The sequence below is a fragment of the Allobosea lathyri genome, from assembly GCF_900108245.1.
GTDB classification, from domain to species: domain Bacteria; phylum Pseudomonadota; class Alphaproteobacteria; order Rhizobiales; family Beijerinckiaceae; genus Allobosea; species Allobosea lathyri.
In genome coordinates this window covers 614,437-637,624 of the sequence record NZ_FNUY01000002.1, presented here as the reverse complement: position 1 = coordinate 637,624, position 23,188 = coordinate 614,437, and the positions used below count along the sequence as shown (strand labels likewise).

At 64.5% G+C, this 23,188-nt stretch carries 23 protein-coding genes and 1 pseudogene; 12 read left to right on the top strand and 12 right to left on the bottom strand.

Translation table 11 applies throughout. The annotated features are described in order from the left end of the window. Nucleotides 1–191: 191 nt before the first annotated feature. The 6 genes and pseudogenes from C4S73_RS07355 to C4S73_RS07330 all read left to right on the top strand — a co-directional run bounded on the left by C4S73_RS07355 (nt 192) and on the right by C4S73_RS07330 (nt 5,867). Nucleotides 192–2,141, top strand: coding sequence for a PrkA family serine protein kinase (locus tag C4S73_RS07355; RefSeq protein ID WP_103871889.1), 1,950 nt, complete (start codon nt 192–194; stop codon nt 2,139–2,141). Between the two features lie 18 nt (nt 2,142–2,159). After that, nucleotides 2,160–3,470, top strand: a complete 1,311-nt coding sequence (locus tag C4S73_RS07350) for a YeaH/YhbH family protein (RefSeq protein ID WP_103871785.1) — start codon at nt 2,160–2,162, stop codon at nt 3,468–3,470. A gap of 11 nt (nt 3,471–3,481) precedes the next feature. Further along, on the top strand, nt 3,482–5,026 hold the full coding sequence (locus C4S73_RS07345; protein WP_103871784.1) for a SpoVR family protein: 1,545 nt from the start codon (nt 3,482–3,484) through the stop codon (nt 5,024–5,026). Nucleotides 5,027–5,212: 186 nt separating this feature from the next. Next, nucleotides 5,213–5,384, top strand: a pseudogene (locus C4S73_RS07340) (DUF3008 family protein). Nucleotides 5,385–5,448: 64 nt separating this feature from the next. Then, entirely contained in the window at nt 5,449–5,628 is a 180-nt protein-coding gene (locus C4S73_RS07335; protein WP_103871888.1) for a hypothetical protein, read from the top strand. 11 nt (nt 5,629–5,639) lie between these two features. Further along, the gene (locus C4S73_RS07330; protein ID WP_103871783.1) at nt 5,640–5,867 is read left to right on the top strand and encodes a hypothetical protein; all 228 of its coding nucleotides are present in this window, start codon (nt 5,640–5,642) and stop codon (nt 5,865–5,867) included. Nucleotides 5,868–6,040: 173 nt separating this feature from the next. Here C4S73_RS07330 and C4S73_RS07325 read toward each other — a convergent pair whose 3' ends face one another. From C4S73_RS07325 to C4S73_RS07290, 8 genes are read right to left on the bottom strand one after another with little or no spacing between them, the layout of a single operon-like run. Continuing rightward, on the bottom strand, nt 6,041–7,417 hold the full coding sequence (locus C4S73_RS07325) for an alginate export family protein (RefSeq protein WP_103871782.1): 1,377 nt from the start codon (nt 7,415–7,417) through the stop codon (nt 6,041–6,043). Beyond that, the gene (locus tag C4S73_RS07320) at nt 7,414–9,045 is read right to left on the bottom strand and encodes an MFS transporter (protein WP_103871781.1); all 1,632 of its coding nucleotides are present in this window, start codon (nt 9,043–9,045) and stop codon (nt 7,414–7,416) included. Before C4S73_RS07320 ends, C4S73_RS07325 begins: the two co-directional genes overlap by 4 nt. After that, nucleotides 9,042–9,458, bottom strand: coding sequence for a DoxX family protein (locus tag C4S73_RS07315; protein ID WP_103871780.1), 417 nt, complete (start codon nt 9,456–9,458; stop codon nt 9,042–9,044). Before C4S73_RS07315 ends, C4S73_RS07320 begins: the two co-directional genes overlap by 4 nt. A 9-nt stretch (nt 9,459–9,467) precedes the next feature. Then, nucleotides 9,468–9,662: a hypothetical protein gene (locus C4S73_RS07310; protein WP_103871779.1), complete on the bottom strand. Its 195-nt coding sequence runs from the start codon at nt 9,660–9,662 to the stop codon at nt 9,468–9,470. Then, nucleotides 9,659–11,635, bottom strand: a complete 1,977-nt coding sequence (locus C4S73_RS07305) for an amidohydrolase (protein WP_103871778.1) — start codon at nt 11,633–11,635, stop codon at nt 9,659–9,661. The genes C4S73_RS07310 and C4S73_RS07305 overlap by 4 nt, the downstream gene beginning before the upstream one ends. Beyond that, nucleotides 11,635–11,907 carry a DUF1427 family protein gene (locus C4S73_RS07300; RefSeq protein WP_103871777.1) on the bottom strand — a complete coding sequence of 91 codons (273 nt, stop codon included), beginning with the start codon at nt 11,905–11,907 and terminating at the stop codon, nt 11,635–11,637. The genes C4S73_RS07305 and C4S73_RS07300 overlap by 1 nt, the downstream gene beginning before the upstream one ends. Before the next feature lie 53 nt (nt 11,908–11,960). Beyond that, nucleotides 11,961–12,797 carry an alpha/beta fold hydrolase gene (locus tag C4S73_RS07295; protein ID WP_103871776.1) on the bottom strand — a complete coding sequence of 279 codons (837 nt, stop codon included), beginning with the start codon at nt 12,795–12,797 and terminating at the stop codon, nt 11,961–11,963. Between the two features lie 2 nt (nt 12,798–12,799). Then, nucleotides 12,800–13,453 (bottom strand): hydrolase, encoded by a 654-nt coding sequence (locus tag C4S73_RS07290; protein ID WP_103871775.1) that lies wholly within the window; start codon nt 13,451–13,453, stop codon nt 12,800–12,802. A 171-nt stretch (nt 13,454–13,624) separates the two neighbouring features. Here C4S73_RS07290 and C4S73_RS07285 point away from each other — a divergent pair, with 171 nt between their 5' ends. Next, nucleotides 13,625–13,888 (top strand): winged helix-turn-helix transcriptional regulator, encoded by a 264-nt coding sequence (locus C4S73_RS07285; RefSeq protein ID WP_244595475.1) that lies wholly within the window; start codon nt 13,625–13,627, stop codon nt 13,886–13,888. A 468-nt stretch (nt 13,889–14,356) separates the two neighbouring features. Here C4S73_RS07285 and C4S73_RS07280 read toward each other — a convergent pair whose 3' ends face one another. The 4 genes from C4S73_RS07280 to C4S73_RS07265 form a co-directional block, all read right to left on the bottom strand. Beyond that, nucleotides 14,357–15,484, bottom strand: a complete 1,128-nt coding sequence (locus C4S73_RS07280; protein ID WP_103871773.1) for an NAD(P)/FAD-dependent oxidoreductase — start codon at nt 15,482–15,484, stop codon at nt 14,357–14,359. Between the two features lie 75 nt (nt 15,485–15,559). Further along, on the bottom strand, nt 15,560–16,402 hold the full coding sequence (locus C4S73_RS07275; RefSeq protein WP_103871772.1) for a cyclase family protein: 843 nt from the start codon (nt 16,400–16,402) through the stop codon (nt 15,560–15,562). Between the two features lie 48 nt (nt 16,403–16,450). Next, on the bottom strand, nt 16,451–17,236 hold the full coding sequence (locus C4S73_RS07270; RefSeq protein WP_103871771.1) for an SDR family NAD(P)-dependent oxidoreductase: 786 nt from the start codon (nt 17,234–17,236) through the stop codon (nt 16,451–16,453). Between the two features lie 103 nt (nt 17,237–17,339). Next, a complete protein-coding gene (locus C4S73_RS07265) occupies nt 17,340–18,353 on the bottom strand; it encodes a LacI family DNA-binding transcriptional regulator (protein ID WP_103871770.1) in 1,014 nt (337 codons plus the stop codon). A 172-nt stretch (nt 18,354–18,525) separates the two neighbouring features. Between C4S73_RS07265 and argH the strand changes: the two genes are divergently transcribed. The 5 genes from argH to C4S73_RS07240 all read left to right on the top strand — a co-directional run bounded on the left by argH (nt 18,526) and on the right by C4S73_RS07240 (nt 23,166). Then, nucleotides 18,526–20,058, top strand: coding sequence for an argininosuccinate lyase (gene argH, locus C4S73_RS07260; RefSeq protein ID WP_103871769.1), 1,533 nt, complete (start codon nt 18,526–18,528; stop codon nt 20,056–20,058). A gap of 104 nt (nt 20,059–20,162) precedes the next feature. Beyond that, nucleotides 20,163–20,999 (top strand): transporter substrate-binding domain-containing protein, encoded by an 837-nt coding sequence (locus C4S73_RS07255; protein WP_103871768.1) that lies wholly within the window; start codon nt 20,163–20,165, stop codon nt 20,997–20,999. A 33-nt stretch (nt 21,000–21,032) separates the two neighbouring features. Beyond that, complete coding sequence (locus C4S73_RS07250; RefSeq protein WP_103871767.1) at nt 21,033–21,695, top strand: amino acid ABC transporter permease; 663 nt, start codon at nt 21,033–21,035, stop codon at nt 21,693–21,695. Next, complete coding sequence (locus C4S73_RS07245; RefSeq protein ID WP_103871766.1) at nt 21,692–22,405, top strand: amino acid ABC transporter permease; 714 nt, start codon at nt 21,692–21,694, stop codon at nt 22,403–22,405. The genes C4S73_RS07250 and C4S73_RS07245 overlap by 4 nt, the downstream gene beginning before the upstream one ends. Beyond that, entirely contained in the window at nt 22,402–23,166 is a 765-nt protein-coding gene (locus C4S73_RS07240) for an amino acid ABC transporter ATP-binding protein (protein WP_103871765.1), read from the top strand. The genes C4S73_RS07245 and C4S73_RS07240 overlap by 4 nt, the downstream gene beginning before the upstream one ends. The last annotated feature ends 22 nt before the right edge of the window (nt 23,167–23,188 follow it).

Below are 23,188 nucleotides of genomic sequence, written 5' to 3'. Positions count from 1 at the left end.
CTCTGTCCATGCCGCGAACTTCACGATCGACGCCAGCATCATGGAGACGGTCGGCACCGGCACGACGCCGGCGCTGGTGAAACCCTGCTGGACGGCAGCCCGTGCTCGTCGCGCGAAGGAACTTGCGAGGCGATGGTCGGTTGAAGATTCGGGCTGCGGTGGGCAGCTCCAACCGGAGCCGGATGGCTGCCATGATTGAGAAAGCCAGCGATCTATTCCGCATATTCTCTGAAGATTACCGCAGCTATTCGCAGGAGGAGATGAGCCTGCAGGAATACCTGCTGGCCTGCCGCGAAGACAAATCGATGTATGCCTCCGCTGCGGAGCGGATGCTTGATGCGATTGGTGCGGCGAAACTGTTCGATACGAGCCAGGACGAGCGTCTGGGCCGAATCTTCGCCAACAGGACGATCAAGATCTATCCCTCCTTCGCCGATTTCTTCGGCATGGAGGATACCATCGAACGGATCGCCGGCTACTTCCGCTACGCGTCGCAGGGCCTGGAGGAGCGCAAGCAGATCCTCTACCTCCTCGGGCCGGTCGGGGGCGGAAAATCGTCGCTCGCCGAGCGGCTGAAAAAACTGATGGAAGAGCGTCCCTTCTACACGCTCAAGGTCGGCGGGCAGATCAGTCCCGTCTTCGAATCGCCGCTCGGCCTGTTCCGGCCGGATCGCATGGGAGATCTCTTCGAGGACAAGTACGGGATCGCGCGCCGGCGCCTGACCGGGTTGATCTCGCCCTGGGCGGCGAAGCGGCTCGACGAACTCTCCGGCGACATCTCCAAGTTCAGCGTCGTCAAGCTGATGCCCTCGCGCCTGCGCCAGATCGGCATCGCCAAGACCGAGCCGGGCGACGAGAACAACCAGGACGTCTCGACCCTCGTCGGCAAGGTCGATATCCGCCAGCTCGAGAATTTCAGCCAGTCGGACCCGGACGCCTATTCCTACAGCGGGGGGTTGAACCGGACCACCCAGGGCCTGCTCGAGTTCGTCGAGATGTTCAAGGCGCCGATCAAGGTCCTGCATCCGCTGCTGACCGCGACCCAGGAGGGCAGCTACAATGGCACGGAGAATTTCGGAGGCTTCCCTTATCAGGGGATCGTGCTGGCTCATTCCAACGAGTCGGAATGGCTGCAGTTTAAGAACAACAGGAACAACGAGGCCTTCCTTGACCGCATTCTGGTGGTCAAGGTGCCCTATTGCCTGCGCGTCACCGAAGAGCGCCAGATCTACGAGAAGCTGCTGCGCGAGAGCGAGCTGGCCGACAGCCCCTGCGCCCCCGAGGTACTCGACATCCTCAGCCGCTTCTCGGTCTCAACCCGGCTGAGCGAATTCGAGAACTCGCCGCTCTACACGAAGATGCGCGTTTATGACGGCGAGAACCTAAAGGAGCAGGAGCCCAGGGCCAAGGCCATCCAGGAGTACCGCGACGCCGCGGGGGTCGACGAGGGCATGACCGGCGTCAGTACGCGCTTCGCCTTCAAGATCCTGTCGCAGACCTTCAACTATGACACCGAGGAGCTGGCTGCTGATCCGGTGCACCTGATGTACATCCTCAATGGGGCGATCAAGCGCGAGCAGTTCCCCAAGGAGACCGAGTCAGCCTATCTCGACTTCATCAAGTCTGAGCTGGCGGCGCGCTACGCCGAGTTCATAGGACACGAGATTCAGAAGGCCTATCTGGAGTCCTATGGCGAATACGGTCAGAACCTGTTCGACCGCTATATCGCCTATGCCGACGCCTGGGTCGAGGATCAGGACTACAAGGATCCCGACACCGGCCAGATCCTCAACCGACAGGTTCTGGACAACGAGTTGTCGCAGATCGAGAAGCCGGCCGGCATCGCCAATCCCAAGGACTTCCGCAACGAGGTCGTGAAGTTCACCCTGCGCGCCAGGGCCAGGAACAACGGCCGCAATCCGTCCTGGACCAGCTACGAGAAGCTGCGCGAGGTCATCGAGAAGCGGATGTTCGGGCAGGTCGAAGATCTGCTGCCCATCATCAGCTTCGGCTCGAAGCAGGATAGCGTGACCGAGAAGCGGCACCAGGGCTTCGTGCAGCGCATGGTCGAGCGTGGCTATACCGAGCGCCAGGTCCGACGCCTGGTGGATTGGTACATGCGGGTGAACAAGGCGGGCTGAATCCGGCCCGAGCGTGCCATGCCGATCTTCATCGATCGCCGCCTGAACCCGAAGGACAAGAGCCTGGGCAATCGCCAGCGCTTCCTGCGCCGCGTGCGCACGGAGTTGAAGCGCAGCGTCCAGGAGCAGATCCGGGCCGGAAAGATCGCTGACGTCGACAGTGAACATGCCATTTCGATGCCGGTGGCGGGCACGAGCGAGCCGAGTTTCCGTGACGCGAAGGACAGCGGCCGGCGCCAGCACGTCTTGCCCGGGAACCGGCATTATACGCCAGGAGACCAGTTGCCGAAGCCGAGCCGGGGAGGGGGCTTGGGATCATCGCCGGGATTGCAGCCCTCCGAGGATGATTTTCGCTTCGTGCTATCTCGCGAAGAGGTGCTCGACCTGTTCTTCGAGGACCTCGAACTGCCCGACATGGTCAAGCTCAACCTCAAGGAGGTCCTCGCCGTCAAGCCGCGGCGGGCCGGCTATTCGGTGAGCGGCTCGCCGACGAACATCAGCATCGCTCGCACCATGCGCAACAGCCATGGTCGTCGCATTGCGCTCAGGCGGCCCAAGCGCGAGGAAATCGAGGCGATCCTCCGGGAACTGGCCAGTCTCGAAGCCGACGGGACAGACTCCGCGCAGCGCTACCGGCGCGTCGCAGTCCTGCGCGCCGAACTCGACCGGCTGGAGCGCCGCCGCCGCGTGATCGCCTTCGTCGACCCGGTCGACATCCGCTTCAACCGCTTCGATCCCCAGCCTCAGCCGAACGCGAACGCGGTGATGTTCTGCCTCATGGACGTCTCGGGTTCCATGGGCGAGCGCGAGAAGCACCTGGCCAAGGACTTCTTCGTCCTGCTGCATCTGTTCCTGAAGCGGCGTTATGACCGCGCGGACATCGTCTTCATCCGCCATACCCACACGGCGCAGGAGGTCGACGAGGAAACCTTCTTCTACAGCACGCAGAGCGGTGGAACCGTTGTTTCGACGGCGCTGGAGGAGATGCGCAGCATCATCGCGCAGCGCTATCCCAGCCGTGAATGGAACATCTATGCCGCCCAAGCCTCGGACGGCGACAATCTCGCTACCGATTCCGAGCGTTGCCTCAGCCTGATGGACGGCGGGATCATGCGGCTCTGCCAGTATTTCGCCTATGTCGAGATCATCGACGAACGCGAAAGCGAGATCTTTGGCTCGACGGCCAACGGCACCTCGCTCTGGCGGGCCTATCTCGCGGTCAAGGACAGGTGGTCGAATTTCGACATGAGCCGCATCGCCAAGGCCTCCGACATTTATCCGGTCTTCCGGCAGCTCTTCACCAAGCAGCCGGCCGTGCAGCGTGACTGAAAGGAGCGTCGATGCCCAAACATGCGCCCAGACGTGGCCTGCTGTTCTCCGGGTCGGACTGGAATTTCCGGACATTGTCGCATGCTTACGACGCCATCGAGGCAGTGGCGAAGGAGGAGCTCCGGCTCGATATCTACCCTGTGCAGATGGAGGTCATCTCCTCGGAGCAGATGCTCGACGCCTATTCGTCGATCGGCATGCCACTGATGTACCGGCACTGGTCGTTCGGGAAGCATTTCCTCTATCAGGAGCTGCTCTACCGCAAGGCGGGGCGCGGCCTCGCCTATGAACTCGTGATCAACTCAAACCCCTGCATCGTCTATCTGATGGAGGAGAATACCATGGCCCTGCAGGCCCTCGTGACGGCGCATGCCGCCTTCGGGCACAACCACTTCTTCAAGAACAACCACTTGTTCCAGCAATGGACGGATGCCGGCGCGATCCTGGGTTATCTGGATTTCGCCAAGGGTTTGATCGCTCGCTGCGAGGAAAGACATGGCGTTGCGGCCGTAGAAGCCATCCTCGATGCCGCCCATGCGCTGATGGAGCAGGGCGTGTTCCGATACCGCCGTCCTCCGAGGCTGTCCTCGGACAAGCAGCGCGAAGGACTGCGCGAGCGGCTGGAATACGAAGAGCGCTCCTATAACGACCTGTGGCGCACGATCCCTCGGCAGGCCGAGGGCAGCAACGCCGATGAGACGGAGGACACGGTCGTCGAACGGAAGAGGGCGCTCAAGCTGCCCGAGGAAAACCTGCTCTATTTCCTCGAAAAGAACAGCCTGATCCTCGAGCCCTGGCAGCGTGAGATCCTCAGGATCGTCCGGGTCATCGCGCAGTATTTCTATCCCCAGCGACAGTCGCAGGTGATGAACGAGGGCTGCGCGACCTTCGTGCACTACACGATCATGAATGCGCTGTTCGACCAGGGCCGGATCAGCGAAGGCGCCATGCTGGAAATCCTGCGCAACCACGCGAATGTCATCTTCCAGCCCGGTTTCGATGATCCCAGCTTCTCCGGCATCAATCCTTACGCGCTGGGGCTGGACATGATGCAGGATATCCGGCGCATCGCGACCGAGCCCACGGCAGAGGACCGCGACTGGTTTCCCGAGATTGCGGGGCAGGGGGACTGGCGCGGGATTCTGCTCGAGGCTTGGGCCAATCACCGCGACGAGTCCTTCATTCGCCAGTATCTCAGCCCGGCACTGATCCGGAAATGGCGAATGTTCGTACTGTCAGACGCGGCGAACGAGCACTTCTACAATGTCGCCTCGATCCATAACGAGCGCGGTTACGAACAGATTCGTTCCGCTCTGGCCCAGAGATACGACATCGGCGCAAGCCATTCAGACATCCAGGTCGTGGACGTGGACCTACTCGGTCAAAGGCATTTGCGCCTGCAGCACAAGGTCAATGACGGCATCCTGTTGGAGCACGGCAGTTGCGACGCGACGCTGCGCCATGTCCATACGCTCTGGGGCTACGAAGTCAGCCTGCAAGGTATCGATGCACGGACGGGGGCTACGGTCTATGAGCGATCCTTCACGCCGACGTGAGCGCTGAGAGAACGGCCATCGGTTCATCAAACGGCGGTCTCAACGAGAAACAGGGGTGTCAACGAGCGGACGTCGCAGCAAGAATAACGTTCTTTACCAACCGGGAACGTCTGTGGAGTTCGCAGGTTGTTTGGCAAAGCGGCCCATTCCCTGCAGCTCAGCGAGGAGGTGCACCGTGCTCGCGAAATCCAGCCTGCGGAATCCAACGTTCAGCAGAAGACGGCCGGCGCGGCGCTCGCCGCCAAGCGCGGCGATATCAGCGAGCTCAAGCGGGGCCTTGATGGCGAGCGAAAGGGAGCTGCACGACGTGGCATTGAGCAAACGCAAGGGCAAGGCGGAGCATTCGTCCAAATCGTGAAGCCCCCAGTTCTCAGGCGGCCGCCCGCGACACCGCTCTCGGGCCGGCAACGAAGGAGGATATGATGAGCAAGAAGACCCTGCCGGTCCCACCGGCGAACCGCACCGATAAGGGACCGGGCGGCGACAAAACCGCTCACGTGACCCAGGCGGCTGATCAGCAGACGCAGAATTTGGAACAGAAGGGTCGTCACGCGAACATCAAGCAGAACACGACGCATCAGGGCCTGCAGCAGGACCGCTGAGGAGGACGATCATGTCCACATCGACCAAGACGCCGGCCAGCATCAGGCAAGGCGGGCCGGGCGCATCGCATGAGAACGCAAAGGCGCCGCTCGACATCAAGAAGCCGCCGCCGGGCCCCGACGGACCCCGCCGCAGCAAAATCTCGGGCGGCGGCGGCGAAAGCGACCGCCACCATAGCCATGAGGCAGAAAGGAAGGGCGGCGGCTCGCGGCCGGCGCATCGGAACGATGGCAGTTGAACCGTGAGCATCTCAAGGCGCCGAAACCGGCCGATGCCGATCTGAAGGGCAATCCGATGATCGGCGGGAGCAAGGGCGGCAACCGGACGATGTGATACCGACTCCCGGGGACACCAACCCCCAGGGTGCGTCAGCTGGCTCCGGTGCCCCGTCAGGCCCCCGGCCGCCTTTTGTCAGAACGACAGGGTCGCCCAGCCGGCGGCGAAGGAGCCGGAGGTTCCTCCGGCCTGCCTGATGCGCTCGCCGGGCATGTAGCTCACATAGGTTCCGCCGAGGGTGAGATGCTCGGTCGGAGTCCATTCGAGCGTGGTCGAAATCTGCTGTCCCATATAGCGGCCCGCACCACCTGCGGTCCGGGCGACGGGGGTGATTGCCGGGCCATAGAATGCGTCGGCCTCATTCTGTTTCCAGAGCGGGTTCCAGCTAAGGGTGAACTTGACCTTGGGCAGTAGTGCCAGGGTTACGTTGGGTTGGATATCGAGCAGGTTTGCCGGCCCGACGAGGTTCGCCTCGGAGAAATAGGGCAGCTTCGGAAACAGCGGGTTGAAGGTGCCGAGCCTGCGGTCGCGCAGATTGCCGTCGCCGCTGATCGCGTCGGCATTGAGTCCGATGCGCGGAGAGAAGGGCAGGTCCGGAAAGCTGTAGCCGAGTGCGGCCGAGACGGTCCAGGCGCGGATATCGGCCTGACCGAAGCTGCCGAACTGGAAGGCGCCTTCGACGTCCCAGTCGAAACCCGCGGCCTTGCCGAAGAGCCGGCTGCCGATGGTGTGGCGGCGCTCGTGGGCGACCCCTTGCGCGAAGCGGGCGTTCTCGCGCTCGATGCCGAGATAGTAGAGATCGGCTTTCAGCGCTGGCAAGCCGGGCAAGGGCGATGTCGCGTACGCCCCCCAGAAGGCTTGGCCGGGGTCCGACTTGTCGTCGAAGATCCCGCTCAGGGGCAGCACCGGGCGCACCAGAAAGGCATCGATGCGCTGATCCGGGCCGCTGATCCAGGCCCCGCGGACACCGTCGAAGGCTCGCCGGACATTGGGGCTCTCGCGCACCGAGACAAGGCGCGAGGAGCCGAAACTCATCTCCTGCCGCCCGCCCCGGATCATGACTTTGTCGGCCCCGGCCGGAAGCATCAGCTCGCCATAGCCCTGGAGCAGGTCGAGCCGGTCGAGCTGAGTTCCCGGCGGAGTGACCGACCAGATTGGCGCCTGCCCGCTGACGAACTGCACGAAGCCGCGCAGATAGGGACCCAGTTTCAGGTCGGCGGACAGGAAGGAGCGGATCAGGAGCCCGTTATTATGCGCCGGCGCCGCCAGCCCGAAGACAGGATGGCGCGAGAATTCCGGCCGGACCCGCAATTGTCCGCCGAGACTCAGGCTGACCGATCCATCGGGCGAAAGCGGGATGTCCTTGAGCGCGGTGAACGGGTCCTGGTCGGCCGCCTTACACGACGCCGATGCGCCATCCGGCTTGCAAGGTGCGACCGCCTGCGCCAGCGCCGCGCCGGATATCCCCCAGCAGCCGAAGGCGAGGGCTGCGACCAGCCGGAGCAGGGTCACGGCTGGAGCCCTCCCGTCGCGGGCGCATGTGCCGGCTGATGCAGGTAGAGGAAATGGCGCACGACCGGACCGTTCTCGCCGGTATGGAAGCGCCTCACCTCATTCTGCAGATCCGCATCAGCCTTGGAGACGCGGCGGTGCTGGCGCAAATGCTCGGCCCAGGAGGAGACGATGAACCACTCCACCAGCTTCTCGGGGTCAGCTGTGTCCTCCGTGATGCCCCAGCCATAGGCGCCGTCGCGACGGCGCTCGATCGACAATTCGTGGATCGCTTTCACGAAGGCATCGCGGTCGGCCGCCTGCACCCGGTACTCGATCAGGATCAGGACGGGGCCGCGGTCGTTCTCCACAGCGCTGGCGACCAGCGGCTCGGGCCAATGGTTCGACGGCGCGAGATCCGCCTCGCCGGCCGGCAGCTTGACGCGGTGCATGATGAAGGCTGCCACCACGAGCGCGGCCGCGCCGATGAGGAGGGTGCCGCTTATGCCAGCGGCCTCGGCGACGGCGCCCCAGCCGAGGCTGCCCGCCGTCATCGCGCCGTTGAACACGGTCAGGTAAACGGCGAGCGCGCGGCCCCGCACCCAATTGGGCAAGATCGCCTGCGCCACGCCGTTCAATGTCGTCAGCGCGACGATCCAGGCCGCGCCGAGCAGGAGCAGGATCACGACTGCCAGCCACTGAGGTGGCCCGAAAGCGAGCGCAGCCATCACTGCCGCGGTGACGATTCCCGATAGGAGCAGGAGGCCGTCGGCATCGAGCCGCGCGCGCAGTCGCGGCAACTGGAACGCCCCGATGATGGCACCCGCCCCGACTGCGCCGAGAAGGACGCCGTAAAAGCCGGCACCGCCGCCCAGCAGGTTGCGTGCGACCAGCGGTAGCAGCGCCCAGACGGCGCTGGCGCAGGCGAAGAAGATCGCAGCGCGCAGCAGCACGACATGGAGCTCACGGCTTGCCCTCGCATAGCGGAGCCCTGCGATGAAGGCGCCGGTGAAGCGCTCGCTCAGTGCGTCATCGGCATTTGGAGCGCGCTTCCACCAGATAAGCGCGCCGATGACGACGACATAACTCAGCACGTCGGCGCCATAGGTGAAGCCTGCACCGAGCGCGGCGAGGATCAGACCGCCGAGCGCCGGACCGATGGCGCGGGAGATGTTGATGCCGAGCGAGTTGAGCGCGACTGCGCTCTTGAGGTCCGGCTTCGCCACGAGCTCAGGCACGATCGCCTGCCACGTCGGCGCCATCAGCGCCGCACCGATGCCGCCGAGAAAGGTCAGGCCCACCAGGCTGCTGACAGTCAGCAGCCCCGTCTGAGCAAGCGCCATCAGCGACAGGCTGACAAGTCCGAGGAGGACCTGGATCGCTATCAGGAATTTGCGCCGGTCGAGGATGTCGGACAGCACGCCTGCGGGAATCGCGAGCAGGAAGATCGGCAGTGTCGCGGCCGCCTGCACCAAGGCGACGGCAGCCGGCGCGCCCGATAGGTCGGTGACGAGCCAGGCGCTGGCGACGTCGCGCATGAAGCTGCCGACATTGCCGATGATCGTGGCGGCCCACAGCACGGCGAAAACGCGTTGACGCAGCGGGGCGAAGCTCGAGGCGGGTGGTGCCTTGGTCTCGGCGGCGCTCATGGGCGGGCCTCGCTACGCAGATCGTGCCAGGCGACCAAGAGGAAGCCGCCGATCAGGCCGAGATGCTCGAAGAAGGCGTTCGTCGCCATCATCCGCTCGTGCCCTGGCGCCATCTCCCAGAAGCGCAGCGCGACAAAGGTCGCCATCAGCGTGAAGCCTGCGAGGCCGAGCGCGGCGAGCCAGCGCAGGATACCGGCGAGGATCATGACGGAGGCCACGAGTTCGAAGGCGACCACTGCGACCGCGAAAACGGGCGCGGGCGAAAGGCCGAAATGGGTCATCTCGGCAGTCGCGCCGTTGAAATCCAGGATCTTGGTCACCGGGCCCTGGATATAGGCGGCGCAGAGCAGCAGCAGCGCGAGCCAGCGAACCGAGGGCCGGGTGAGGGCGGCTGCGGGGTTGGGATTTGACACGGCGCGCTCCTATGCGGACAGGCGGGAGGATGGGCGCATGAGTGCAAAACGCCCGGCACCCATGCCTGCCAAGATCAGGAGACCACCCGCAAGGCCGAGATTCTTCATGCGGGACAGATCGCCCCATTTGCCGAGGCCGCGCACGACATAGAGCACCACCAGCAATAGCCGGCCTATGAGCAGCGTTGCATCCTGCATCGTCATACGGCCCAGCAGGCGCAGCCGAGCGCGCCCCAGAAGCTCTTGAGGTCGGCGATCGGCAGCTTGCTCGCCCAGGCACCGGCATGGTCGTGGCCATGGACGCCGCAGTTACTGGCGCAGCCGCAGGAGCTCATCGCGGTGCGACGCAGCGAGTTCTTGCCGGCGCCTTCCGGCTCGCCCCAGGCAGCGTAGCCCTTGAACGTCCTGACTGGCGACCAATCGGGCATGGCGGGCGGCGGAGCGCTCTCGTCGAGCTTGGCGAAATCGCCGGCGCCATAGACGATCTTGCCGCCGACGACCGTCAGATCGGCCGAGATGTAGGAGATCTCGTCGTCCGGGCAGGAGAAGAAGTCACGGTCGGGCACGATCAGGTCGGCGAGCTGGCCGACGGCGACGCGGCCCTTCTTGCCTTCCTCGTTTGAGAACCAGGTGACGTTCTCGGTCCACATCCGCAGCGCCGTCTCGCGGTCGAGGCAGTTGCGCTCGGGCGTCAGGCGCAGGCCCCCGACCGTGCGGCCGGTGATCAGCCAGGAGAGCGAGACCCAGGGGTTGTAGGAGGCGACGCGGGTGGCGTCGGTGCCGGCGGAGGTTTTGATGCCCTTCTCCAGCATGCGCGCGACCGGCGGCGTCGCCTCGGCGGCGCCCAGTCCGTAGCGTTCGACGAAATACTCGCCCTGGAAGGCCATGCGGTGCTGCACGGCGACGCCGCCGCCCAGCGCCGCGATCCGGTCGATCGAGCGTTCCGAGATCGTCTCGGCATGGTCGAAGAACCAGTTCAGCCCCTCGAGCGGAATGTCTTGATTGACCTTCTCGAAGACGTCGAGTGAGCGCGAGATCGTCTCGTCATAGGTCGCGTGCATGCGCCAGGGCCAGCGGTTCTCGGCGAGGATCCGAACCACACCTTCGAGATCGTCCTCCATCTCGGCCGGCATGTCGGGGCGCGGCTCGCGGAAATCCTCGAAATCGGCCGCCGAGAACACCAGCATCTCGCCGGCGCCGTTATGCCGGAAATAGTCGTCGCCCTGCTTGTACTTCGAGGTCTTGGTCCAGTTGAGGAAGTCCTCCTTCTCCTGCTTCGGCTTCTGCGTGAACAGGTTGTAGGCGAGGCGGACGGTGAGCTGGTTCTCGTCGGCGAGCTTCTGGATGACGGCATAGTCGTCGGGATAGTTCTGGAAGCCGCCGCCGGCATCGATCGCGCCGGTGACCCCGAGCCGATTCAGTTCGCGCATGAAATGGCGCGTCGAGTTGACCTGATAGTCGAAGGGCAGCTTCGGCCCCTTCGAAAGCGTGGAGTAGAGGATGCCGGCATTGGGCCTGGCGAGCAGCAGCCCTGTCGGGTTGCCATTGGCATCGCGGGTGATCTCGCCGCCCGGCGGATTGGGGGTATCCTTCGTGTAGCCGACGGCACGCAGCGCCGCGCCGTTGAGCAAGGCGCGGTCATAGAGATGCAGCAGGAAGACCGGCGTGTCGGGCGCCACCGCGTTGATCTCGTCGATCGTCGGCAGGCGCTTCTCCGTGAACTGGTGCTCGGTGAAGCCGCCGACGACGCGCACCCATTGCGGCGCTGGCGTCACCGCGACCTGGCGCTTGAGCATGTTCATCGCGTCCGCGAGCGAGCGCACGCCGTCCCAGCGCAGCTCCATGTTGAAGTTCAGGCCGCCGCGGATGATGTGGAGATGGTTGTCGATCAGGCCGGGCAGGGCCCGCTTGCCCTTGAGGTCGACGAGCTTGGTGTCCGGCCCGGCATGCGCCATGACCTCCGCCTCTCCGCCGACGGCGAGGAATCGGCCGTCCTTGATGGCGACTGCGCTCGCCGTTGGGTTCGAGCGGTCGAGCGTGGTGATCAGCCCGCTATGAAAGATGAGATCGGCGGTCATGGGCTTGTCTCCAGTCGTCGAATTGAGGCCTGCAGCCAGGGCTGAGGAAGCGAGGCCAGGTAAAGCCAGGCCACCGAGAACAGCGCGGCGCGTCGGCATCACGCGGCTCCCTTGTCGTCCCGGACCGGCGAGCGGGGGGCACCCTTTGGCAGATGGCCGAACATGTGCGGCTTGACCTGCAGCTCCCAGGACTGCGTGGATGGTTCGCGGCTCCAGAGCCCGCGCACCAAAGGAGGTAACTGCTCGCCGATCAGGATGCCGAGCAGTCCGATCAGCGCCACGACCGGCGGCGCCGGCGAACGGACATTGATCAGGGCATAGATGGCGCCGATCAAAAGACCGGCGGCGAGCGAAGCAAGGTAGAGCTTCATGCGATCTCCCAATGGTCGCGGAGGGCGGCGCGGCGGGGCCGCACCGCGCCAGATCAGCCTTCGATGAAGGCGAGCAGGTCGGGGTTGATCACGTCGGCATGGGTGGTCAGCATGCCGTGGGGATAGCCCGGATAGGTCTTGAGCGTGCCGTTCTTGAGCAGCTTGACCGAGAGCCGGGCCGAAGCCTTGATCGGCACGATCTGGTCGTCCTCGCCGTGCAGCACCAGAGTCGGCACGGTGATCGCTTTGAGGTCCTCGGTCTGATCGGTCTCCGAGAAGGCCTTGATGCCGTCGTAATGGGCCTTGGATCCGCCGCTCATGCCCTGGCGCCACCAGTTCTGAACCGTGCCCTGAGAGACCTTCGCTCCCAGCCGGTTGAAACCGTAGAAGGGCCCGCTCGGCAGGTCGAGGAAGAACTGGGCGCGGTTGTCGGCGAGCGCCGTGCGCAGGCCGTCGAAGACCTCGATCGGCAGACCGTCAGGATTGCTCTCGGTCTTCAGCATCAGCGGCGGCACAGCGCTGACCAGTATCGCCTTGGCGACGCGGCCCTGAAGCTCGCCATGCCTGGCGACATAGCGGGCGACCTCGCCGCCGCCGGTGGAATGGCCGATATGGACGGCATTCCTCAAGTCGAGCTGCTCGACCACTGCCGCGGCATCGGCGGCGTAATGATCCATGTCGTGGCCTTCGCTCAGCTGGGCCGAGCGGCCATGGCCGCGGCGGTCATGGGCGACGACGCGGTAGCCCTTCGACAGGAAGAACAGCATCTGCGCGTCCCAATCGTCCGAGCTGAGCGGCCAGCCGTGGTGGAACATGATCGGCTGGGCATCCTTGGGACCCCAGTCCTTGTAGAAAATCGCGACACCGTCCTTGGTGGTGATCGTCGGCATGGTCAGTGACCTTCCTGCGCGCCGAACATGGACTTGGCGTAGATGATGCCGAGCCCGTAGGCGCCTCCGAACTTCTTGGCGATGCCGGTGGTGAGCTCGTAGGTCTCGGTGCGGGCCCAGTCGCGTTGCAGCTCGAGCAGGTACTGAAGCGCGGTCATCGGCCGTGCGCCGGCCTGGATCATCCGCTCCATCGCCCGCTCATGCGCCTCGTCCGAGACGTCGCCGCAGGCGTCGGAGATGACATAGACCTCGAAGCCCTGCTCCAGCGCCGAAAGCGCCGGGCCGACGATGCAAACGCCGGTCCAAAGGCCGGCCAGCACAATACGCGCCTTGCCGATCTCGTTGACCTTCGCGATGACGGCCTCGTCTTCCCAGGTGTTCATCGAAGTGCGGTCGAGAAGTGCCTGGTCGGGGAAAGCCTCGGTGATCTCGCCGAACATCGGGCCGGAGAAGCTCTTCTCGGCGACCGTCGTCAGGATCGTCGAGACGCCGAAACCCGCAGCGGCATGCGAGATCAGGGCTGCGTTGTTGCGGAGCGTGACTGCGTCGATGGACTTCGTCGCAAACGACATTTGTGATTGGAAGTCGATCAGGATGAGCGTGTGGTCCTGCGGCGTCAGCAGGAGCTTGCCGGGAATTGCTTTGGCGAGGGACAAGGTTGAGGTCTCCGGTTAGAATCACCGGGAAGCTAATGCCGCATCGCGGCAATGACCATTAGTTACCGATGGGATACTACCTCAGCCATGAGAGACACAGTTCAGAGTCAAGAAATGCAAGAAGAACGATGTCTTGCAGATCCGCTTCTCAAGTTTTTCGCGCAGGAATGGATGAGCCATGTCGTCTTTACGCTCGCGCGCCATGGAACGCTGCGCTTTGGGGCCCTGCGCCGCCATATGCCGCCAGGCATCTCCGCCCGCCTCTTGTCTGCGAGATTGAAGGCGCTGGAGGCGGCCGGCTATGTCGAGCGTCGCGATTTGAGTGAGCGCGTGCGCCATGTCGAATACGTCCTGACGACACGGGGGCGCGAGGTCGACGCTGCGCTCGCGCGCAGCGAAGCATTGCTGGCGCCGGGCGGTCGCACCGCCCCCTGACTCGACCGGCGGCCCCGGCGAATGCTCGCTTTCCGAGCGCCCTTCCATGTCGGTTCCTGGTGCAATCCGTCTGGGGCACGGGAGCGAAACGGGCTCAAATCCGGTCGCAACGTCACACGACTGGCGGCACGGACTTCACCATCGCTGCGGTCTTTTGGCGGGTTGGAGACGCTGCCTTTGCGGAAAACTCCGCAGAAAATCGACCAACAGGTAGCGATAATCTTTGCAATCGAGCAAATCGCGGATCGCCGAAATTCTCCTTTGAATTCAAGACCGAGAATTTCTGACGGATCCGGGATACGGTTCTTCGTCGTCGGCGGAAAGATTTTGCTCGATGGATCAAACGGTTATGATGCTTCAGCACAATCGAGTGGGAATAACGAAGTCGCGATAGGTTCTAGGTAGTGGCGGCGGCCGGATCCGGACGGATAGCGCCGCTGAAGCGTGTCATCTACGACGGCGCCCCCGCTATTGCGCGAAGCGATCGGGGCGGAATGGCGCGAACAGCGGGTGCGCCTCGCCCGTCAGCATCTCGCCGGCAATCAGTTCCCCCGCGATCAGGCCAAGCGTCGCGCCGCTATGGCTGAAGGCGACGTAATAGCCGGTGACGCCATCGAGCTGCCCAAATACCGGCTCGCCGCCTTCCGGAACGGGTTTTGGCCCGATGCCGCAGGATGCGAGCTCCAGCTTCGGATTGCCCTCGAGAACCTTGGAGGCCTCCGCCAGAAGGCCCTGCACGGTGGAAGCCTTCGCATCGTAGCTGCCATCGCGATTGACGACGACCTCCTTCTCCGACCAGCCGGAATCCAGCACCAACGTGCCGCCGAGTGCCGGCCGCACCGCCACGCGAGGTGTGTTCAGCACGGCGCGCAGGCGCAGATCTGCAGGCTTCGTCCTGACGAGAAGACCGATCGGCGTCGCATCGGGAATACGCCACCCGACCTTCGCGACGATCTTCGGCACGGCAGGACCAGTTGCCAGCAGGATCGCATCGGCCGGGAAGTTTTGTCCGCCTACGGTGGTGACGCCGGTGACGCGATCGCCCGAGATCACCACGGAGGCCTCTCCGGCATCCCTCACGAGCCTGCCGCCGAGGGCGGTGAACTCGCCGAGCAGCAGGTCGATCAGGGAGGGAAGATCCACCCAGCCCTCGTCGGGGTTGAAGATTGCTCCTTGGGGCGGGATCGCACGGGCATCGACACCCGGCGTCACCGCCGCGACCTGATCCGCACTCAAATGCCGTGCGGGGTAGCCGATGTTCTGTTCATGCGCGAACACCTCCGCGATGGCGTTGGCGTCGCTGTCGGCGTCCCAGGTCAACCCGCCGTCGAAGCGCAGCCAGGCGGCATCTGGATGCCGGGCCGCCAGCGCGCGATAGCGCTCCAGACCGGCCATTCGCAGCTGGTGGTAGGCGGCCGAGCGCAAACGCGCGGAATTGAGCCATGACAGCGACCGCCCCGACGCGCCGCTCGCAGGCGCGCCGTCCGTCACCAATGTGACGCGAGCGCCAAGGCGGGCCAGATGCAGGGCAGCCGAGCTGCCGAATATGCCGCCGCCGATGACGACGAACCGGGAGTTGGGAGGCGGGGATGTCATGCGATCAAGCCTCTGCCGGAGGAGGAGCCGCCAGGGCTGGCAGCGTTGGGTTGGTGGGCACGCAACATGCCGCGGCTATGCTGCATCGTGTCGGTCGGGCGCTTCATTTCGCCCATGGATCGCGAAGATTCGCGCGGGAAATCCCGAGGCTCCGATGGCCTTCGGCCAGCTCGCCACCAGCATCGCACCGGCCTCCGGAACCTCATCGAGATTGGCCATCAATTCGATCTGCCAGCGGTCGCGCCCGAGCACATAGCGTTCCAGCGGCCCTTCGCCCGTGAGGCTCAGGGTCAGGCCCGGATCGGTGTCGATCGTTTCGTGTCCGCAAGCGGCGATGCCGCGCTCCTCGAACAATTTGCGCAACACAGCCAGGCTCCAGCCGGGTGAGTGCCGTATGCCGGCGGCGTCCCGGTTCAGCATGTGCTCCTGACTTGGCCAGCGTCGCGACCAGCCGCTGCGCAACGCCACGAAAGCGCCGGCTGGAACGCGGCCATGCACATTCTCCCAGCGCTCCAGATCGGCCAGTCCCACGCAACTGTCGGGATCGCGCTCAACCGCCGCCGTGATGTCCAGCACCGCCAGCGGCAGCACCATCTCCGCCACCGGCAGTTCATCGAGAAGCCGCATGCCGCGGTGGAAATGGCCGGGCGGGTCGACATGCGTGCCATATTGTCCGGCGAAGCTGAATTCATGCGCGAGGAAGCCAGCCGGGCGGCCATTCAGCTCGTCCTCATAGCCATAGAGCTGTTTGATGCGAGCGGGTCCGAAATCCGGACTATGGGGCGTCTCCGCCGAGAATCCGTGCGTCAGATCGACGAAGCGGCATGTCCGCAATATCCGAACCAGCGGCCAGAGCCCCGGCAAGGTCGCGTCAGGCAAGGCCTTTTCGGCCACTGTCTCGTCAGGCAAGAACGTCATCTTACGCTCCTTCGGCTGGTCGCAATTCCTCGATTGCCCGCGAGTGTTTCAATGCCAGGTTGCGGGGTCGAGGAAGTCCTTGCTCTCCGGCAAGGTCTGGCCGCCATCGACGATGATGGTCGTGCCGGTGATGTATGAGGCTTCTTCGGAGGCCAGGAAGGCGACCGCATTGGCGATGTCGCTGGGCAGGCCCAGCCGGCCCATCGGAATCGAGCGGTGCATGCTTTCTATGAATTCCGGCGAGCGGTCGCTTTGCAGCCCCTCGGTCAGGATGTTCCCGGGCTCGACCCCGTTCACGGTGATGCCGTGGGCGGCGAATTCCAGTGCCGCAGCCTTGATGAAGCCGTTGATGCCGGCCTTTGCCGATGCGTAGGCGGCCAGGCCGTGGCTGACGACCCTCGGGCCCGTGATGGAGGAGGTGAAGATCATCCGGCCCTGATTCTGGGCTTTCATCGGCGCCAGGCAGGCGCGCGTCGCGACGAATGCGCTGCGCAGATTGACCGCCAGCACGTGATCCCATTGCGCGACGGAGGTGTCGCCGATGAGCGAAAACGGGTAGATGCCGGCATTCTGGACGAGAATGTCGATCCTGCCGAAGCGGCCGAGCACGATCGCCGCAAGCTGCTCGAGGTCGATCTCCTGCGAGGCGTCGACCGCGAAGAACCGATCTTCCTGCAAGCCGAGTTCCTTGATCGTGGCGAGGCCCGCCTCGACATTGCGGTCTCCGACGACGAGTTCCGCTCCCTCGGCGACGAGCTTTGCCGCGATGCCCTTGCCGATCCCCAAGGCTGCGCCGATCAGGATTGCGATCTTGCCGTCAAGCCGCCGGGTCATCACGTCGCCCTTCCGTCGCAGCTATGTCGGCTGCAACATGTAATCGATTACGTAAATCGATTACATGACAAGGTCGCGCTGTCAAATGCGGGTGAGGGCGGCTCTAACGCAGGTCACGAACGCTTTCGCGCTCCTTCAGGGCGTATGGCAGCAGGATGCGTTCGGGCGGCAGGGGCTGGGTTGAATCGATGGCGCGAAGCAGACGTTCCGCCGCCATTCGCCCCATTTCATAGCCCGGATTGACCATTCCGGTCAGGGGCGGGCGGCAGATCGAATACCAGTCCTGATCGTCGAAGGCGATCACCGAAACATCCTCGGGAATCTGCAGGCGAAGCTCGGAGAAGCCGACAAGCAGGCCGAGCGTCATCATGTTGTTGGTGACGAAGGCTGCTGTCGGCCGTTCCGCCATGCCGACGATCGCATCGGCGGCCTTGCGGCCGCCATCGGGACCGAGATCGCCGACGAGGACCAGATCGGGCGCAGGCGCGATGCCATGGGCCTGCAGTGCGTCGCGATAGCCATCGAGGCGCTCGATATCGAACGCTGCCGTCAGAGGGCCCGAGACGATCGCGATGCGGCGATGGCCGAGCGCCAGGAGATGTTCGACGGCGGCGCGGGCGGCGGCGCGATTGTCGATCGCGACCGTGTCCGCAGCCACCGCCGAAATCTGCGAATCGACCAGCACGAGACGGGCTCCGCGCTCCTGCGCCTCGCGCAAATGGTCGCCCGTCTCAGTCGAGGGGGCGACGATGAGGCCATCGATCTGCTTTTCGACAAGAAGCCGCACGATCGCCTTTTCCCGCTCAAGCCGATTGCCGCTATTGCCGAGAATGACGCTGTAGCCCGTCTCGGACAGGCGGGCCTCGACGCCGCTGGCGATGTTGCCGAAAAATGGGTTCGAGACATCGGCGATGACCAGACCGATGGTGAAGCTCTGCCGGCTGCGCAGGCTCGAGGCGAGCGAATTGACGACATAGCCGAGGTCGCTGGCGACCTGGCGAACATGCTGGGCCGTCGCCTCCGTGGCGCCGTTGGCAATGCCGGCAAGAACGCGGGACACGGTTGCCTTCGAGACGCCGGCGCTGCGTGCGACATCGTCCATTGTTGGGCGGCGCATGTGAGGTCTCTCCGTGAGGGTGAGCAGCGCCCATGCGCGCCTCCCCGAATTTTGCCGGCTGCTCTTGACGACGCCGATTCTTCAGCATGTAATCGATTGCGTAAATCGATTACGCGAGTGATCCTAACGATCATACGCGTTTCGACAACCGCTACGAATTGGGGACGACGTCATGTCCGGTGGCCGGCTCAGCGAAGGTCCGATCGAGGAGATCCGGAGCCTGATCTATGCCCCGTCCATCGCCGGGGCAGGCGATGCGGACTTCCGCGACATGTGCGCGTTGAACCAGGCGCATCTGGTGATGCTCGCGGAGACCGGCATTCTCGCGCCCGAGATGGCGCAGGAAATCGCAGCCGCCTTGCAAAAGATCGCGGCGGAAGGGCGAACGGCGCTGCCGACCGATCCCGATCTAGAAGACCCCTATCTGGCCTTCGAGGCCCGGCTGGCCGAGATCGCGGGAGCCGACCTCGCTGGGCGCATCCATATCGCGCGCAGCCGCAACGACATCGGCGCGACGCTTCACCGGATGCAGGCCCGGCGTCACTGGCTCGCCATCACAGCTGCCCTCGACGAGGCCCGTGCAGCCCTGCTCGACAAGGCGGAGGCTCATCTCGAGACGATAGTCCCCGGCTACACGCATCTGCAGCCGGCTCAGCCGATCACCTTCGGCTATCAGATGGTGTCGCTGGCCACTGCGCTCGAGCGTGACGCCGCCCGCTTCAACGATGCCTATGCGCGGATCGACGCCTGCAGCCTGGGGGCGGCGGCGCTCGGCGGGACCTCCTTCGCGATCGACCGCGAACTGACCGCCGGCCTGCTGGGGTTCTCGCGGGTCGCGACCTCATGCCTCGATGCCGTCGCCTCGCGCGACTTCGCCATGGAACTGCTCTTTGCCGCGACCACGCTCTCGATCACATGGAGCCGCGCCGTACAGGATCTCTATGTCGGCTTCACCGACGAGTTCGGCGCGATCATGCTTCCCGACCGCATCGCCGGCACGTCCAGCATCATGCCGCAGAAGAAGAATCCGATCGCGCTCGAATATCTGCGCGCGGAAGCCGCCCGCACCATCGGCGCCCTGACTTCGACACTTGCGGCGGCGCGCGGCACGAATTTCTCGATCTCGCTCGATGCCATCCGCGAGGGGCTCGACGATCTCTGGCTTGCACTTGCGCGGGTGCCCGGCGACCTCGCTCTGTTCGCGCGCATCGTCGAGAGCGCGGCTCCCCGTGTCGAATTGCTGGAGAAGCGTTGCAGCGCGAACTTCTCGACGGCGACGGACCTTGCAGACGGGCTCGTCCGCGATGCCGGCCTGCCGTTTCGCCAGGCCCACCATGTGGTCGGAGCCATGGTGCGGGCAGCGCTCGCGCAAGGTCTCGGCGCAAATGAGATCGATGCCGCTTTCGTCGAGCGGATCGCCGAGCCGATCCTGGGGCACAAGCTCGGTATCGACGACAGTTTCGTTCGTGCCTGCCTCGACCCGCGCCAGGCGGTGATGGCGCGCCGGACCGTTGGCGGAACGGCTCCGTCCGAAGTCGCGCGAATGGTCACTGAGGCCCGCCTTGTGCTCGCGCGCGACGTTGCCGCCAGGGCAGAGCGGGCTTCGCGGCTGGATGGGGCGGCAGAGGCGCTTGCAGCTAGGCTCCAGCTTTTGGCCGATCCATCGTCGTTTGCCGCGCCCTCGCGCCGGGCAGGCAGACCATGACCGGCTACCGCCCACGCGCATCTGCCGACCGGCCAGCCGCTGCCACCAAGGACGCGATCTACGCCGCATAGCCTGATCCACTCACCCTAGCAGGAGAAGCCGACATGTTGAGACGTGCCTTGTCCATCTGCCTCGCAACCGCCGGGCTTCTCGCTGGAGCACCCGCCAAAGCGCAGGACCTGCCGCCTCTGCCCGCCGCGATCAAGGCCCAGGGCGAACTGCGTGTCGGCGTCCGCTGCGACCAGCCGCCATACGGTTTCCAGGACCAGAAAGGCCAGTTCGCCGGCATCGAGGTCGAAATGGCCAAGCAGATCGCCGCCTGGGCTTTCGGCTCGCCCGATAAGGCCGCCATGATCTGCGTGACGGCGGAAAACCGCATTCCCCAATTGACCGGTGGCAAGGTCGATATGCTGATCGCGACCTTGGGCAAGACGGCGGAGCGCGCCCGGGTCATCGACTATGCGACGCCTTACAACTGGGGCGGCAGCGATCTGCTCGTGCTGAAGGATTCGCCCGTCACCAAACTCGCCGACGTGAAGAAGGCAGAGATGGTGGCGATGCTCAAGGGCACGACGCAAGCCGCCTGGTTCGACGCCAAGGAGCCCGACGTCAAGACGTTGCGGCTGAACTCGATCTCCGACGCGCTGCAGGCCCTCAAGCAGAAGCGGGCCGATGTGATGGCGGCCGATGTCGCCACGCTCAAGGTCATCGCCGAGAAGGACCCGAGCGTGCGCCTTGTCGGCGAGCCCTTCGCCGTGTCCGTCGGTGGTGTCGGCGTTCGCAAGAACGAGCCGGAATGGCTGGCCTATCTCAACGCGACCATGGCTCGCATGGCCACTGAGAAGCGTTATGGCCCCTGGATCGAAACCTGGGTCTCGCAGGACAAGTGGGATTTCTACAAGACCCTGTTTCCGCCCGCGCCGTTCCCGCCCGAAGGTTGAGCCGCCGGCAACCGACGAAACCGGGAGCGCGCCGTGGATTTCGATCCCGCCTATCTCGCCAAGCAGTTGCCCGCGCTCTGGCGCGGGCTTCTGGTGACGATCGAGGTCAGTGCCATAGCGATGCTGATCGCGTTCGCACTCGGGGTCTTCGGCGCCACGATCCGCTATCTGCGCATCCCGTTTCTGTCGCCGCTGCTGTGGTTTTATGTCGAGTTCATGCGCAACACGCCGCTGCTCGTGCAGATGTTCTTCATCGTCTTCGGCCTGCCGGCGCTGGGGCTGACATTGCCATTGTTCTGGGCCGGCGTCGTCTCGCTCGCGCTATGGGCAGCAGCCTTCCACATCGAGAGCCTTCGCGGCGGACTTGCCACCGTCGGCAAGGATCTGCACGAGGCGGGAACCGCGCTTGGCCTTGGAAAATGGCAATTCCTCGCGCTGGTCGGGCTGCCGCTGGGCTTGCGCGTTGCCTTGCCCAGCATGCTCAACACATGCGTCTCCCTACTCAAGAACAGCGCCATGCTGCAGGCCATCGGCCTGATGGAACTGACCTTCGTCGCCGTCGACAAGATGGCGATGGACTTCCGCATGCTCGAAATGTTTTCCGTCCTGCTCGTCGTCTATGTCGCCCTTGTCTTCCTGCTGTCTGCGGCTGCGAACTGGCTCGAATACGTCTTGCAGAGGCCATTCCGCATATGAGCCTCATCCTCGACAACATGCCGCTCTTCCTGCGGGGCCTGCTTGCGACGCTGCAGATCGGCGTCGTCACACTGATCGCCTCGACGATCATCGGCTTCATTCTCGGCACGCTCGCCGTCACCCGCTCGCGCCTGCTGCGCCTTGTCGTGCGCGGCTATGTCGAATTGCTGCGGGCCGTGCCGCTGATCGTGAATATCTTCTTCATCTTCTTCGGCGCGCCTCTCTTCGGCCTGCAACTCACTCCCTATGCGGCAGCCGTGATCGGGCTCTCGCTCTGGGGTGGTGCCAATGGCGCCGAAATCGTGCGCGGCGGTCTGCTGGGCGTGCCCAGGCATCAGGCCCAGAGCGCGCGCGCGCTTGGCATGACCGAGCCGGAAATCTTCATCCAGATCCTCCTCCCGCAGGCGATGCGGGCGATCATCCCGGCCTTTGCCGGCCTGCTGACCCTGCTGGTGCAGTCGACCACATTGGGCGCCCTCGTCGGCGTGCCGGAATTCCTGCAGATCAGCCGTCTCGTCGTCGAGCGCACTACCGTCATGCAGGGCATCGACCCGGCATTCCAGGTCTACGCCTTCGTGCTGGTGATCTACTTCCTGCTCTGTTCGACGCTGTCATTCGCATCGCGCTGGCTTGAAAGCGTGCTCGCGGCGCGGGGCGGTTCCAGAAAGACCGGCACCGCGAAATCCCTGCTGCCCGAGACCGTCTCATGACTGCGCCGCAGGCATCGGCGCCGCTCCTGGCGATCAGCGGCCTGTGCAAGAACTATGGCGCCGTATCGGCTCTCGACCATGTCGATTTCGAGATCGAGAAGGGCCAGGTCGTCAGCATCATCGGCCCGTCCGGCTCCGGCAAGAGCACCTTCATCCGCTGCATGAACGGGCTGGAGATGGCCTCTTCCGGCACCGTCACTTTTGAGGGCCGGCAGATTCCGCTGTCCAACCAGCGCGCCTGGACGAAGCTTCGCCCCGATCTCGGCATGGTCTTTCAGGATTATTCGCTGTTCCCGCATCTCTCCATCCTGCGCAACATCGCGTTGGCACCGGTGCTGCGTGGTCGCGCCACCAAAGCTGAGGCGCAGGACCGGGCGCTCGCCTTGCTCGCGCGCTTCGGCCTCGCGGACAAGGCCCACGCCTATCCGGTGGAGTTGTCGGGCGGGCAGCAGCAGCGCGTCGCGATCATTCGCGCATTGGCGATGAACCCAAAGGCACTTCTGTTCGACGAGCCGACCTCGGCGCTCGACCCCGAGACGATCAAGGACGTTCTCGACATCATGCTCGACCTCGCCCGCAACGGCATGACCATGATCGTGGTCAGCCACGAAATCGGCTTCGCCCGTCAGGTTGCCGACAGGCTCGTCTTCATGGCAGGCGGGCGCATCGTCGAGCAGGGCCGGCCAGAGGACCTGATCGCGCGCCCGCAATCGGAGCGCCTGGTCGAGTTCCTGCGGCATCTCGCGCCGCGTACGGCCTGAGAACCACCCTCGATGCCAGCCA

Excerpts from the sequence above, each read along its gene's own strand:
- C4S73_RS07285 (WP_244595475.1), top strand. The coding sequence starts at position 13,625 with ATGAGCCATGTCGTCTTTACGCTCGCGCGCCATGGAACGCTGCGCTTT.
- C4S73_RS07305 (WP_103871778.1), bottom strand. The coding sequence starts at position 11,635 with ATGCCGACGCGCCGCGCTGTTCTCGGTGGCCTGGCTTTACCTGGCCTC.
- C4S73_RS07335 (WP_103871888.1), top strand. The coding sequence starts at position 5,449 with ATGAGCAAGAAGACCCTGCCGGTCCCACCGGCGAACCGCACCGATAAG.
- C4S73_RS07280 (WP_103871773.1), bottom strand. The coding sequence starts at position 15,484 with ATGACATCCCCGCCTCCCAACTCCCGGTTCGTCGTCATCGGCGGCGGC.
- C4S73_RS07320 (WP_103871781.1), bottom strand. The coding sequence starts at position 9,045 with ATGAGCGCCGCCGAGACCAAGGCACCACCCGCCTCGAGCTTCGCCCCG.
- C4S73_RS07270 (WP_103871771.1), bottom strand. The coding sequence starts at position 17,236 with ATGACCCGGCGGCTTGACGGCAAGATCGCAATCCTGATCGGCGCAGCC.
- C4S73_RS07255 (WP_103871768.1), top strand. The coding sequence starts at position 20,163 with ATGTTGAGACGTGCCTTGTCCATCTGCCTCGCAACCGCCGGGCTTCTC.
- C4S73_RS07265 (WP_103871770.1), bottom strand. The coding sequence starts at position 18,353 with ATGCGCCGCCCAACAATGGACGATGTCGCACGCAGCGCCGGCGTCTCG.
- C4S73_RS07310 (WP_103871779.1), bottom strand. The coding sequence starts at position 9,662 with ATGACGATGCAGGATGCAACGCTGCTCATAGGCCGGCTATTGCTGGTG.
- C4S73_RS07345 (WP_103871784.1), top strand. The coding sequence starts at position 3,482 with ATGCCCAAACATGCGCCCAGACGTGGCCTGCTGTTCTCCGGGTCGGAC.
- C4S73_RS07275 (WP_103871772.1), bottom strand. The coding sequence starts at position 16,402 with ATGACGTTCTTGCCTGACGAGACAGTGGCCGAAAAGGCCTTGCCTGAC.
- C4S73_RS07240 (WP_103871765.1), top strand. The coding sequence starts at position 22,402 with ATGACTGCGCCGCAGGCATCGGCGCCGCTCCTGGCGATCAGCGGCCTG.
- C4S73_RS07295 (WP_103871776.1), bottom strand. The coding sequence starts at position 12,797 with ATGCCGACGATCACCACCAAGGACGGTGTCGCGATTTTCTACAAGGAC.
- C4S73_RS07245 (WP_103871766.1), top strand. The coding sequence starts at position 21,692 with ATGAGCCTCATCCTCGACAACATGCCGCTCTTCCTGCGGGGCCTGCTT.
- C4S73_RS07330 (WP_103871783.1), top strand. The coding sequence starts at position 5,640 with ATGTCCACATCGACCAAGACGCCGGCCAGCATCAGGCAAGGCGGGCCG.
- C4S73_RS07300 (WP_103871777.1), bottom strand. The coding sequence starts at position 11,907 with ATGAAGCTCTACCTTGCTTCGCTCGCCGCCGGTCTTTTGATCGGCGCC.
- C4S73_RS07350 (WP_103871785.1), top strand. The coding sequence starts at position 2,160 with ATGCCGATCTTCATCGATCGCCGCCTGAACCCGAAGGACAAGAGCCTG.
- C4S73_RS07355 (WP_103871889.1), top strand. The coding sequence starts at position 192 with ATGATTGAGAAAGCCAGCGATCTATTCCGCATATTCTCTGAAGATTAC.
- argH (WP_103871769.1), top strand. The coding sequence starts at position 18,526 with ATGTCCGGTGGCCGGCTCAGCGAAGGTCCGATCGAGGAGATCCGGAGC.